The sequence below is a fragment of the Seonamhaeicola sp. ABD4_175 genome, assembly GCF_056160885.1.
The window spans coordinates 1042965-1056566 of sequence record NZ_JBSWYC010000001.1 but is presented as its reverse complement, the minus strand read 5'-3'; the positions used below and the strand labels follow the sequence as shown (position 1 = coordinate 1056566).

The 13602-nt window shown below is 31.3% G+C and carries 13 protein-coding genes; 8 read left to right on the top strand and 5 right to left on the bottom strand.

The window, feature by feature from the left end; translation table 11 throughout:
• Nucleotides 1-135: 135 nt before the first annotated feature.
• A complete protein-coding gene (gene nadA / locus ACXAG4_RS04265; RefSeq protein ID WP_475294829.1) occupies nucleotides 136-1062 on the top strand; it encodes a quinolinate synthase NadA in 927 nt (308 codons plus the stop codon).
• A 3-nt stretch (nucleotides 1063-1065) separates the two neighbouring features.
• The gene (nadB, locus tag ACXAG4_RS04260) at nucleotides 1066-2619 is read left to right on the top strand and encodes an L-aspartate oxidase (RefSeq protein WP_475294828.1); all 1554 of its coding nucleotides are present in this window, start codon (nucleotides 1066-1068) and stop codon (nucleotides 2617-2619) included.
• Nucleotides 2620-2631: 12 nt separating this feature from the next.
• Here nadB and ACXAG4_RS04255 read toward each other — a convergent pair whose 3' ends face one another.
• On the bottom strand, nucleotides 2632-5016 hold the full coding sequence (locus ACXAG4_RS04255; RefSeq protein WP_475294827.1) for a hybrid sensor histidine kinase/response regulator: 2385 nt from the start codon (nucleotides 5014-5016) through the stop codon (nucleotides 2632-2634).
• Between the two features lie 163 nt (nucleotides 5017-5179).
• Nucleotides 5180-5512: a single-stranded DNA-binding protein gene (locus tag ACXAG4_RS04250; protein WP_475294826.1), complete on the bottom strand. Its 333-nt coding sequence runs from the start codon at nucleotides 5510-5512 to the stop codon at nucleotides 5180-5182.
• Between the two features lie 199 nt (nucleotides 5513-5711).
• On the opposite strand from ACXAG4_RS04250, the gene ACXAG4_RS04245 reads away from it, so the two are divergent.
• From ACXAG4_RS04245 to ACXAG4_RS04230, 4 genes are all read left to right on the top strand, one after another.
• Entirely contained in the window at nucleotides 5712-6272 is a 561-nt protein-coding gene (locus ACXAG4_RS04245; protein WP_475294825.1) for an HNH endonuclease, read from the top strand.
• Between the two features lie 121 nt (nucleotides 6273-6393).
• Nucleotides 6394-7344 carry an aldo/keto reductase gene (locus ACXAG4_RS04240; protein ID WP_475294824.1) on the top strand — a complete coding sequence of 317 codons (951 nt, stop codon included), beginning with the start codon at nucleotides 6394-6396 and terminating at the stop codon, nucleotides 7342-7344.
• A 33-nt stretch (nucleotides 7345-7377) separates the two neighbouring features.
• Nucleotides 7378-7728, top strand: coding sequence for a hypothetical protein (locus ACXAG4_RS04235; protein ID WP_475294823.1), 351 nt, complete (start codon nucleotides 7378-7380; stop codon nucleotides 7726-7728).
• 211 nt (nucleotides 7729-7939) lie between these two features.
• Nucleotides 7940-8467 carry a GIDE domain-containing protein gene (locus ACXAG4_RS04230; RefSeq protein ID WP_475294822.1) on the top strand — a complete coding sequence of 176 codons (528 nt, stop codon included), beginning with the start codon at nucleotides 7940-7942 and terminating at the stop codon, nucleotides 8465-8467.
• 3 nt (nucleotides 8468-8470) lie between these two features.
• Here the strand turns inward: ACXAG4_RS04230 and ACXAG4_RS04225 are convergent, their stop codons facing one another.
• Nucleotides 8471-8941, bottom strand: coding sequence for a CBS domain-containing protein (locus ACXAG4_RS04225; protein WP_475294821.1), 471 nt, complete (start codon nucleotides 8939-8941; stop codon nucleotides 8471-8473).
• Nucleotides 8942-9128: 187 nt separating this feature from the next.
• Here ACXAG4_RS04225 and ACXAG4_RS04220 point away from each other — a divergent pair, with 187 nt between their 5' ends.
• Nucleotides 9129-9845 (top strand): tetratricopeptide repeat protein, encoded by a 717-nt coding sequence (locus tag ACXAG4_RS04220; protein WP_475294820.1) that lies wholly within the window; start codon nucleotides 9129-9131, stop codon nucleotides 9843-9845.
• 56 nt (nucleotides 9846-9901) lie between these two features.
• Here ACXAG4_RS04220 and ACXAG4_RS04215 read toward each other — a convergent pair whose 3' ends face one another.
• Nucleotides 9902-11995, bottom strand: coding sequence for a M13 family metallopeptidase (locus ACXAG4_RS04215; protein WP_475294819.1), 2094 nt, complete (start codon nucleotides 11993-11995; stop codon nucleotides 9902-9904).
• 215 nt (nucleotides 11996-12210) lie between these two features.
• Nucleotides 12211-12723, bottom strand: coding sequence for a hypothetical protein (locus tag ACXAG4_RS04210; protein ID WP_475294818.1), 513 nt, complete (start codon nucleotides 12721-12723; stop codon nucleotides 12211-12213).
• 116 nt (nucleotides 12724-12839) lie between these two features.
• Between ACXAG4_RS04210 and ACXAG4_RS04205 the strand changes: the two genes are divergently transcribed.
• Nucleotides 12840-13430, top strand: coding sequence for a HupE/UreJ family protein (locus ACXAG4_RS04205; protein WP_475294817.1), 591 nt, complete (start codon nucleotides 12840-12842; stop codon nucleotides 13428-13430).
• The last annotated feature ends 172 nt before the right edge of the window (nucleotides 13431-13602 follow it).

Below are 13602 nucleotides of genomic sequence, written 5' to 3'. Positions count from 1 at the left end.
ACCGTTTGTATTTAATTGATTGTTATTTTTTAGTGAAAATGTAATTCAATAAAAATTATAATTAGGATATTTGTAGTCTAGTTTCAAATTAACGTGTAAAAACGCTAATTTTAACAATACTTATTTATTCAAGAAATGGATTTTGTAAAAGAGATAAACCAGTTAAGAAAAGAAAAGAATGCCGTTATTTTAGCACATTATTACCAAGAAGGTGCTATACAAGATATTGCAGATTATGTGGGTGATAGTTTAGGTTTATCACAACAAGCAGCACAAACCAATGCCGATATTATTGTTTTTGCAGGCGTGCATTTTATGGCTGAAACTGCAAAAATTATAAACCCAACAAAAAAAGTAGTCTTGCCAGATTTAAACGCAGGTTGCTCATTGGCAGATTCTTGTCCGCCAGAGTCATTTAAAGCGTTTAAAGAAAAACATCCAGATCATATTGTAATAACTTACATAAACTGTTCAGCAGAAATAAAAGCACTAAGTGATATTGTTTGTACATCATCAAACGCGCTTAAAATTGTAAATTCCGTGCCTAAAGAAACACCCATAATTTTTGCACCCGATAAAAATTTAGGGCGTTATATTATGAAAGAAACAGGTAGAGATATGTTACTTTGGGATGGTAGCTGTGTGGTACACGAAGCCTTTTCAATGGATAAGTTAATTGAATTGCATAAAAAACACCCAGATTATAAAATTATTGCTCACCCAGAATCTGAAGAACATATTCTAAATACAGCCACCTACATTGGCTCAACTTCAGGTATGATAAATTATGTAAAAGAAAACCAAAATGATAAGTTTATTGTAGCTACAGAGGCTGGTATTTTACATAAAATGCAGTTAGAAATGCCAAACACAGAGTTAATTCCGGCACCAGCTGTTGAAGATAATACCTGTGCGTGTAGTGAGTGCCATTTCATGAAAATGAATACCATGGAAAAACTTTATAAGTGTTTATTACACGAAACACCAGCCATTGAAGTGCTAGAGCCATTAAGGTCTCGCGCATTATTACCTATTGAACGTATGTTAGAACTTTCAAAATAAACCATGCTAGAAACGCATTATTTAGTTATTGGTTCGGGCATTGCGGGTTTAACATTTTCAGTTAAAATAGCCGAAACATTTCCTGATAGAAATGTTGTTATAATAACTAAAGATAGTGAAGACGAATCTAACACAAAATATGCCCAAGGTGGTATGGCTGTGGTGCTTAATAAAGAAGAAGATTCGTTTAAAAAACACATAAAAGATACGCTTATTGCGGGTGATGGTTTATGTAAAAAAGAGGTAGTTGAGTTAGTTGTTAAAGAAGGACCAAAACGCTTAAAAGAACTTATTGAGTGGGGTGCTAATTTTGATGAAGATGCCTCTGGAAATTTAGATTTAGGAAAGGAAGGTGGCCACTCTGAATATAGAATTGTACATCATAAAGACTTAACCGGTGCCGAAATTGAACGTACACTTATAAAAAGGGTACATCAACTACCAAATATTACGTTATTGCCACATCATTTTGCTTTAGATTTGGTTACAAATCATCATGTAAAAGCAGGTAATACAAATGAGTTAACTTGTTACGGCGCTTATATTTTTAACCAAAAAACGGGCGAAATTTTCACCATAAAAGCTAATGCAACATTGTTGGCTTCGGGCGGTATGGGTTGTGTTTACGGCCACACTACAAACCCAGTTATAGCCACTGGAGATGGTATTGCCATGGCCTACAGAGCCAAAGCTCGTATTAAAGATATGGAGTTTGTGCAGTTTCATCCAACAGCATTGTATCAGGAAAAAGGCGAATCGGCTTTTTTAATTTCTGAAGCGGTTAGAGGCTTTGGCGCGTATTTGCGTAATGGTAAAGGCTACCGTTTTATGCCAGATTATGATGAGCGTGCAGAATTGGCATCGCGTGATATTGTTTCACAAAGTATTGATGCCGAATTAAAAAAATCTGGTGATAACCATGTGTATTTAGATTGTACACATCTTGATATTGATGGTTTTAAAAAACATTTTCCAACCATATATAACAAATGTTTATCACTTCATATTGATGTTGAAAAAGATTGGATTCCGGTAGTGCCAGCTTCACACTACTTATGTGGTGGCATAAAAGTTAATAAAAAAGGCAAAACTACAATAGATAATTTATTTGCCTGCGGCGAATGTTCTAGAACAGGTTTGCACGGGGCCAATAGGTTAGCGTCAAATTCACTATTAGAGGCTTTAGTGTATGCGCACAATATTTACAAACATCATACAAAAAAAGAATACCCAGCGCATAATGTTATAATTCCTGCATGGAATGATGAAGGCACTGTAATACCCGAAGAGCACGTTTTAATTAAACACAATTTAAAAAGTTTACAAGCTTTAATGCGTAATTATGTTGGTATTGTTAGAAGCAATAAACGTTTAAAAAGAGCTATTAAACATTTAGATGTAATTTACAATGAAGTTGAAGATTTGTATCGCGAGTCTAAAATTACGCCTTCACTTTGTGAGTTAAGAAACATGGTTAATGTGGCGCATCTTATTATTACGCAATCTTTAGAGCGTAAAGAAAATAAGGGTGGTTATTTTAATAAAGATAATGTTTAAAACACGTTTTTTTTAAGCAATTTTTAAATCGGGGTTGTTAGTGTCTATCTCAGAGTTAATATGCTTATGCTGATTTATTTTTTCTAACAAAAGTTGCTTGTTTACTGGTTTAGTAAGGTAGTCATTCATACCTAAATTTAAAACTTTGGTTTTGGTTTCTTGCATAGCATCGGCAGTAACAGCAATTATTGGTATGTTATTTTTAATGCCGTTTTCACTTCCGTTTCTAATAATTTCAGTGGCTTCATAACCATCCATAACGGGCATTTGTAAATCCATTAAAACAAGGTCATAAACATGTTGCTTAAGTGTGTCTAAAGCTTCTTGCCCGTTGTTTACAATAGCAAAGGTTGTATTTGAAAAACCGCTTAAAATTTTTCGCATAACCATTTGGTTCATTTTATTGTCTTCAACTACTAAAATATGTACAGGATTATCGTTATTAGTATTATTAGTTACAGTAGTTTCAATTTGGTTAAAGCTTTTTAAATTTAAATCTATAAAAACGGTTGTACCTTTATTAGGCTCGCTGTCAATTTTAAGAGAGCCGTTAAAAAGTTCAATAATATGTTTTGCTATGGTTAAGCCTAAACCAATACCGCCAAAAGCTCTTTTATGGTTAAGTTTCATTTGGTTAAAGCTATCAAAAACGCGGTCTTTATCTTTAGGGTCTATTCCTATACCTGTATCAGATATTTGAAATGAAAAACGGCACATATCATTTGGTTGCTTTAAGCATTTTACTTTGAAGTAAATATTGCCTTCTTTTGTAAATTTAACAGCATTACTAAGCACGTTGTTTATTATTTGAATAAACCTATCAGGGTCTGCGTAAACACTTGAAGGTATTTCAGAATCCATTTCAAACGTATATTTTAACCCTTTTTTTAAGGCTTCAGCTTTCCAATTATTACTAATTTGATTGAGTTTAATTGTAGGGTTAAAACTAGTTGAATTTAACTCTAGCTTATTGGTTTCAATTTTTTCAAAATCAATAATATCATTTACATTACTAAGTAAGCTAAGTGATGCATTTTTTATAATTTCAAAAGGTTTGCGGTTGTTGTTATTTTGTTGGGTTTCTAGTTCGCTTTCGGCAATGCCCATAATGGCATTTATTGGTGTGCGTAACTCATGACTCATGTTAGACATGAAATAGGTTTTTAACTGGCTTATTTCTTCAGATTTTTTTAAGGCTTCTTCTTGCGATTTTTCTTTTTCTAGCCTTAATTTTTTTATAAGATTTGTCATTGACAACGATAGAAATATAACTTCAAAACCAGACCCAAATTTTGCACTGTTTAGCGTAATAAAATTGTTAGGTAATAAACTTAAATTATTCATTACAAAACCAAGTAAGCCAATAACTAAAAATAAAATCCCAACTGAGAAAAACGGGTCTATTTTAATACGCTTAAATTGCATGGTAAATATGGTTGTAAGAATAAGTAGTAAACTAAACAAACCATTTATGTTGCTTAATGGGTAAGCAATTTTAAGCGTTTCAGCATTTATAAATAACATTAAAAATGAAATACCTATAATACCATAAATAATATTAAAAGCTTTTTTAAACGAATGTAGTTTTGTGTGAATGTTTAAAAAGTGCTCACAATATTTAAGTAAAAAAAAGTTAGATGATAATGCCGTTATTAAAACAGTTCTGCTATTAAAGTAGCCGCCATTTACTAAAAAGTATTCATGTATAAAACCATCTAAAGCGGCTTGCATTAAACCAATTGAAAACACATAAATACCATAATATAAAAATGATTTTTCTTTTAAACTAGTGAAAAAAAACAAGTAGATAATTCCGGCTAAAAAAAGGAGTCCGTAAAATAAACCAAAAAATAGTTGTTGTTTGTAGTTAACTAATAAAAATTCTGTTTCAGAGTATAGGTTTAAAGGTAAGTTTATAGTTTCACCATCACTTTTTAAATGGATATAAATATTTTGAACTTGGTTTGGTGGTAATACTAGTTTAAAAACTGTAGCGTGATGTTTTACATCTTTTTGAGTAAACGGAATTTTATCACCGTTTTTAAATAATTCTATATTGTTTTTATCAATTTTATAAAGATTAACAACATCTGTTATAGGTCTTGCGGTTTCTAAATAAAATGTTTTTGCTTGGTTATTGGTGTTCTTTAGTTTGAAGTTTACCCAATAATTATCGTTTGTAAAACCTACGCTATGGTTAGCATTTTCTAGCCTTTGGTATTTTAAATTAGTAGTGTTTAAAATAGTATGAATGTTATAGTTTGTTTTTCCAACATTAACATATTCAGCATATTCAAAAAGGTTGGTATTTTCGTTTTCTTGTACGTTGTAAATAGGTACCTGAGAGAATAATGTAATGCTTATAAAGCAAATTAAAATTGAGAGTGTATATTTCATTACTAAGGGGCTATTAGAAATCAAACATACTTAACTATGGGCTTAATAGTAATAAAATAATGTTAAAAAATGCATTTTGAAGATTATTTATGCATTTCATCGTGTTTTTTTAATTAAAAAAGGCCACTAAAATAGTGGCCAATTATTTGTGAGCAAAAAAAGGTTATTTACTAAGCATGAGTAATTCATTGCAAAGTATTTCGGTTATATAGCGTTTTTCGCCATCTTTTGTTTCATAAGTTCTATTAGTAAGTTTACCCTCTACGGCTATTTCTTTTCCTTTAGTTATGTAGCTTTCAACTACACTAACTAAGCCACCTTTTACAACAACGTTGTGCCATTGGGCGCGTTCTACTTTGTTACCGTTTTTGTCTTTGTAACTATCATCTGTGGCAAGGGTAAATTTTGCCATTTTGTTGCCATCATTAAAGTTAATAATTTCTGGGTCTTGCCCTAATCTACCAATCAACTGTACTTTGTTTCTAAGTGCGTTCATAATTTTATTTTTAAATGTTAAACAGTTAATACTATCGAGTTCTAATGTTTCGACATGGCAAATGTCACACAGAAAGCAAACGTTATTCGGTATTTACTTGTTTAAAATCGTTTGTAAACGTTTGTAGTCGTTTAAAAATGATTAATATTTAATTTGTTATATTTACAACATAATAGCAATCTCTCTCAAAAACAACCATATGTTAAACGTAAAAAAAGAAGCGTGGGAAACACTTAAGCGCCCTATTTGGAAAGAAAACGAAATGTACCAAGTATCAAACTTTGGTAGAGTTATTAGATTTAAAATGAAATCTAAAGGTGAATTTTTTAAGTTTTCAACAGTTGCTAATGGCTATGAAGCTTTTACAGCCGTTAAAAAAAATAAAAAAAATGATTTGCAATACGTGCACCGTGTTGTGGCCGAACTTTTTATTGAAAACCCAGAAAATAAACCTTTTGTGATTCATAAAGATTATGATAAAACTAATAACCATGTTGATAATTTAGCTTGGGTTACACGAAGTGAACTGGTGCAGCATAACTTAAAAAACCCTAATGTAATTGCTTCTAAAGAAAAAAAGAAACACAACCCGCCATATTCAAAACTGTCAGAAGGCAAAGTAAAAATGATTAAACGTAAAATTTTTGATCCTAATAGGAAAACAAGATTACGGTTAATTGCAAAACAATTTGGTATTTCTGAAATGCAACTATACCGTATTAAAACAGGCGAAAATTGGGGGCATGTTACAGATTTTTAACAAAAAATAAATATAAAACATCAAATCATTTTCTTTATTTTGAAAGTAATTTAAACCACTTACTATAAGTAATGTATTAAATTATTATGCATTTTTCAAAGTAAAAACCACTAAACACCCTATGAAAACACTACAATTTAGTAACAACCACGAAATGCCAGCTTTTGGATTAGGAACATGGAAATCTGCCGAAGGCGAAGTATATAATGCTGTAAAAACCGCTATAAAAAATGGTTACAGACACATAGATTGTGCAGCTGCATATGGAAACGAAGCAGAAGTTGGTAAAGCCTTAAAAGAAGTTATAAACGAAGGCATTGTTACTAGAAATGAGCTTTGGGTAACATCAAAACTATGGAGCAACATGCATGCAAAAGATGATGTTATTGAAGCTATTAATAAAACATTAAATGATTTACAATTAGAATATTTAGATTTATACCTAATACATTGGCCAATAGCACAAAAAAAAGAGGTGCCTTTTGTAAGTAAAGTTGAAGATTTTATTCCGTTAGAAGAATTACCTAACGAACTTACTTGGCAAGGTATGGAAGAAGCTGTATCTAAAGGTTTAACAAAGCATATTGGTGTTTCAAATTTTGGTCCCAAGGCATTAAAGCAGTTATTAGAAAGTGCTAAAATTAAACCAGCAATGAACCAAATTGAATGTCACCCTTATTATCAACAAAATGATATGCTAGCGTTTTGTAAAAAACACGGTATTCATGTTACGGCTTATGCGCCATTAGGTTCGGGTGATAGAGCTGCTAAATTTAAAGCTGAAGATGAGCCTGTTCTTTTAAAAGACCCAGTAATTTTAAACATTGCTAAGGCTAAAAACGCATCGGCAGGTCAAATATTAATAAGTTGGGCGTTACATAGAGGTACTTCGGTTATACCAAAATCTGTAAATCCAAAACGAATTGTAGAAAATTTTGAAGCCCAAGCTGTTGAATTATCGCAAAGCGATATGGATAAAATAGCGGCTTTAGATAAAAATTACAGATTTTTAACTGGCGAGCATTGGGTTTATGAAGGAAGCTCATACACACTAGAAAGCATTTGGGCTTAATGCCGTAATAAATGTTTCTTAAATATAAACTTTATGGAAAGACAATGCTTAGAGTGTGGAAGCAAAATTGTTGGCAGAATAGATAAGAAATTTTGTAGTGATGGTTGCCGTAATGCTTACAACAATAAAATAAATAAAGACAATAAAAACCTTATTCGAAACACCAATAATAGGCTTAGAAAAAACTACAGAGTTTTAGAAATGTTAAACCCTAACGGAAAAACAAAAGTGTCTAGATCTAAGCTTATAGAAAATGGTTTCGATTTTAATTTTTTTACAAGTATTTATACCACAAAAGCCGGAACTGTTTATTATTTTGTATACAATCAAGGGTATTTACCTATAGATGGAGACTACTACGCTCTAGTTACCAGAGAAAAATAAAATGTAACACACCGTAATAAATACATACTAATAAGGCAATAATGTAAGTTTAATTATGCAACTATTTATACCTGTTTTATTTATTGCTGTTTTTATTACAATAGTTTTTTTATTTATTTACTATAGTAAAAAAAAGGTGCTATTACGGCAATTAGCTAAGTTTCAATTTAAAAATATAGCACAGTTTAAAACCAATACACCCATAAAAATAATGGGCAAAGTTTTACAAAGTCATGAGCCTTATGTTATGCCTTTTAGTAAACGAAAATGTGTAGCTTTTGAGTTTAAAATAGAACAGAAAATTAGCACAGGCAAACATTCTAGATGGAAAACACTTGTTGAAAAACAAGATATTCAAGATTTTTTTATTGAAGAACGCGGTGAAGTTGTTATGGTAAAACCTACAAACCAACCAAAAAACTATATTAGTTATTTGGTGAAAGATAAACGAGTGTCTTCAGGATTTTTTAAAGAACCAACGCCAGAGTTTAAAAAACTTTTGTCAGATTTTGATATTGATAGCCAAAACTTTTTCGGTTTAAATAAAACACTACGTTATTCTGAAAGGATTTTAGAAGTTGGCGAAACTATTGTAGTAGCAGGTGTTGCAAAATGGAAAACATTGCCACAACCCATTGAGGGTTATAGCTACTCTAAAATTGCAGCTTTAGAAAGTACCAATACACAAAAATTAATAATTACAGATTTGCCCGAAGCCCAAAAAAATAAGCACGCTTAATGCTTATTTCCACCAGTTTTGCCCTTTTAATTCCATGGCAGCTTTTAAAACATCTTTTTGGCTAATTTGCCCAACTAATTTACCATTTTCAATAATAGGAAAGCGTCTACGTTTGGCATTTAAAAATTTATTAGCGGCGTCAAAAATATTCATATTACCATCAATAGTTTCAATATTTTTAGCCATATGTTTTTCAATGGTTTTATCTTGCATTGGCAAGTTGTAATAACGGCTTTCGCTAATTTGCTTAATACAATCACCTTCAGAAATAACACCAATTAGTTCATTATTTTCATTAACCACTGGTCCACCCGAAATACGATTTTTAATTAAGGCTTCCATAACACTTTCAATGGTTTGGTTTGGGGTAAACGTAATCAAATTGCGTGTCATGTAATCACTCACCTTTAAAGGTTTATTTTCTGTTGCATTACCTTGTTGCCTTCTGGCTCCTTGAAAACTTTTTATACCCATAATATTTAAATTTAGTCTTACTAAATGTAGAAATTATTTTTTAGTTTTCCTAATACTAGCAACTTATAAAACGCTTTATATTAGGGTTTTTGGTTTTGTATAATGAAAGTTTATTAAAATAAATAAGATACTTTTTAAGCTAATAAATGTTTATTTTTTTAGCTTTAGGCCTTAAAATTTTAAAAAGATGAAGCAAATTTTAGTATTGCTAGTAGCAATAAGTGGTTTTGTAATGCAAGCGCAAAATAATGAAGCTATGTTAGCACATTATGAAGCTTATTACAAGGCAATGAAAAAACAAGGTGATATACAAGGTGTAATTAATGCCATGACGCATTTAAATGTATTAGCACCATCGCAGGCAAGAAAAGATACGTTGGCTTATATTTACATGGACCAAGGTATGAATACACAAGCTTTAAACACTATAGGGTTTGAAAAAAATGCTAACGATTCTGATATTGCTATTCAAGTAAAAGCTTTGGCGCTTAAAGCACTTAAACAACCCAAATTAGCTATTACTTTTTTTGAAGAAATGTTTAATAGAAACGAAAATCCTTTAATAGCTTATGAATTAGCTGAATTAAATATTCAGGTTAGAAATAATGCTGAAGCTGAAAAACATATCATTTATGGTTTAGCAAATTCAAAAGATTTAAAAAAGGCGTTTTTTGAAAGGCAAACACCTTATGAAGTACCTTTAAAATCGGCCTTTAAATATTTAAATGCTTTGAACATTTTTTCAAAAGACCCAAAAAGTAATATAGATGCAGCTGTAGATGTTTTAGATGAAGCTTTAAAAGAAGCGCCAAACTTCAATATGATTAATATTACTAAAAATGAATTGCTAAGGCAAAAGCAAGTGTTAAACAATCAAACACAAACATCAGAAGATAAAAACTAAAAAAAAATCGGCATTATTTAATGCCGATTTTTTTTTGATTTATAAGCCATTGGTTGTTACCAAATTTTAACGCGGTTTTCTGGCTTTATGTATAATTTGTCGCCTTCTTTGATATCAAAAGCAGTATAAAAAGCATCAACGTTTAAAAGTGGTTGAACCGCTCTTGTCATACCTGGTGAATGCGGATCGGTTTTAATTTGATTTTTAAGCGCATCATCTCTCATTTTGGTTCTCCAAATGGTTCCCCAAGACATAAAGAAACGTTGTTCTGGTGTAAAACCATCAATGTTTTCAGGTCTTCCGTTTTCTTCTATACTTAGTTGTAAAGCATCATAAGCAGCAACTACACCACCTAAATCACCAATGTTTTCGCCTAAAGTAAACGGACCGTTTATGTTAGTTTCAGGTAAAACTTCAATAGCGCTATATTGGTCTGCAAGGTTTTTGCCTAACGTTTCAAATTGTTTTAAATCTTCGTCTGTCCACCAGTTGTTTAAGTTACCATCTTTATCATAACGTGCTCCAGAATCATCAAAACAATGTGAAATTTCATGACCAATAACAGCACCAATTCCACCGTAATTTACTGCATCATCAGCTTGGTAGTTGTAAAAAGGCGGTTGTAAAATAGCAGCAGGGAACACAATTTCATTAAACGCCGGATTAAAATATGCGTTTACCACTTGTGGTGCCATAAACCAGCGGCTTTTATCAACAGGTTGTCCTAAATCTTTTAGGTTTGAATTGTGCGACCATTTACTTGCATTAAGCATGTTTTGGAAGAATGATCCGCCTTCTTCTACACCACTTATTTCTAGCTCAGAGTAATCTCTCCAAGTATCAGGATATGCTATTTTTATTTTTAAAGCCAATAGTTTTTCAACAGCTTTTTCTTTAGTTTCAGGGCTCATCCAATCTAGGTTATTAATTCTATTTTCATAGGCTTTAATAACGTTGGCAATCATTTTTTCTGCTTTTACTTTAGCTTCTGGCGGAAATTTTTCATCAACATAAAGTTTTCCTAAAGCCTCGCCAATAGTACCGTTAAGGGTTTGTAATGCATCTTCATCACGTGGCTGTTGCTTTTTTGCACCTCTTAAGGTTTTGCTGTAAAATTCCCAAGATGCCGTTTCTAAATCTGTACTTAAAGAACCGGCAGCATCGTTAAATAAATTCCAGCGTAGGTATGATTTCCAATTGTCTACATTATTTTCGGCAAAAATGTTTTGTAAAGCATTCATGTATTTCACTTCGGTAACAATAACGGTATCAATTTGGGTAACGCCAATACCAGTGAAGTAGTTTTTCCAGTTTATTGCAGGTACCATTTTTTGTAAATCTGCAATAGACCTTGGGTTGTAGCGTTTGCGAGCATCTCTTCGGTCTACTTTGTCCATTCTAGGTTCAGCCAAACGCGTTTCAAAAGCTAGAATTTTTTCAGCTTCAGCATTTGCAGTAGCTTCGTCATTACCTAAAAACTGAAGCATTTTTGTTATATAAGCTACATATTGCGCTCTTTTTTCTTTTGAGTCTTCATCATCCTTTACGTAGTAATCTCTATCTGGTAAACCTAAACCACCAGTGCCAAGGTAGCCCGCATTAATATTACTATTTTTAGTGTGAGGTGATACACCAAAACCAAAAAAGCCACCACCACCAAGAGGTTCCATTTCAACTAAATAATTTTGTAAATCTTGAATGTTTTTAATGGCGTTAACTTTTGCTAAATAAGGTTTTATAGGCTCTAAACCTTGTTTGTTTCTGTTAATAGTATCCATAATGGTTTGAAAAAGCATAACAGCTTTTTCTTGGTCTGAACCAGGAACGACGTTTATTTTATTAAGATCTTTATCATCGGCCATGGCAGCTCTTAAAATAGCAAGAGCATCGTCATTGGTGTTTTTTCTTAATTCATCAAAGCTTCCCCAGCGGGTACGATCGTCAGGAATTTCATTGTTGTCAAGCCATTTTCCGTTTACGTATCTAAAAAAATCGTCACTTGGTTTAACAGATGTATCCATGAATTCTATATTAATTCCTGGTGTGGTTTCTGCCTGTGCAGTTTCTTTTTTTGCATCATTTTTACAAGATGCTACACCCAACAATATGGCCAAACCATAAACGGGTATTAGTTTTGAGTTAGTTTTCATTTTTAAAGAACTATGTTTTAAGTTTTTTTATGAGACGCACTTATTGCAAGATTGTTTCATATTTTTTGTTAAAAAAGTTTTAAGCTTACAATTTAATGCTAATACTTGTTTTTTTGGCTTAAACAATAAATATATTAACATTTTTTTAATAAAATGAGAGCAAAAAAATAGGCGTACTACACATACGCCTATTTTTAAAATGGATTTACCAATTATTATGGTTTTATAATGTCTTGATTATCAAACTCTATTTTTTTATTTATTTGAAGGTTTAAGTTTGAAAAAGCAATAAAAACATCTTTAATAACAGCTAAAAGTTCTGTTTTAGAGGTAGATTGTAAATTATATAAACTTTCTAGTTTTAAAAACTTGGTTTCAAAAGCATTTATTCTTGCCGTAATTGAGGCGGCGTTTAATGGTTTAGGTATGTTTTTCTTTAAATCTGTTAAGGTGTTGTTTACAACTTCTTTGTTTTCTAAGAAAAACGATAAATCGGCTTTTTTTAAATTAACAATTACTTCTTTTAATTGTGTATACTCTGTCCATTCTGCCACAAAAACTTGGGCTTTTTCATCAAGTAAATAATCGGCATATTTAATTTTAGTAATATCTTTTTCTGTTACTTTATGGTTTTGGTTTTCAGTGTTTTTGGTAGTGTCTTCAGCGTTTTTTTTGCATGAAAACATTGTGAAAAATATGCATAAAGCACTAATTACTAATTTGTTCATAAAGCTTGTTTTATTAGTATAACGCAAATATATACTAATAGTTTATTTTTTAATTTAATTAATAAAAATTATAAGTTAATTGTATCTTTGGGCGCTACCCTAAAAGCTTAATTATTATGATGGAAAATTTTTGGTTTAATGTTGAATACGGAATAAATCATGTATTAGATATTAATGCCTATGACCATGTTTTATTTTTAATTGCATTAACTGTACCGTATCTTTTTAAAAACTGGAAGCGCGTTTTGCTTTTGGTGTCTACATTTACTTTAGGGCATACATTATCATTGGTATTAGCATCATACGGTGTTGTTAGAATTAATGCAGAAATAGTTGAATTTTTAATACCGGTAACCATTTTTGTGGTAGCAATATTTAATGTGTTTACAGCCGGTAAAAATGCGCAAAAAGAAAAAATTGGTGTTTTGTTTATATCTACACTATCTTTTGGTTTAATTCATGGTTTAGGTTTTGCTAGAGAGTTTCAAATTTTGTTAGGCGATTCAGATAATAAATTAATAATGTTACTAGAGTTTGCTTTAGGTATAGAAATTGCGCAGTTAATTATAGTTTTTATAGTGTTATTTTTGGGCTACATTGTGCAAACAATCTTTCGCTTTTCAAAAAGAGATTGGGTTATGGTAATTTCGGCTATTGTAGTTGGTTTGGTTATACCAATGATTTTAGAAAGTGATTTTTTAGCCTAATAACACAACTTTTTAAAGTACTTTTTACGTAAATACCACAAAACCTGTAGTATTTTATAAAACTTTAACTAACAAGCATTGTATTTAAAATACATAGCAAGTATATTCGTTATACTTAATGTGTTTACGTTATAAAAACAAAAACGTAATAAACACATACTTTAATAAACAT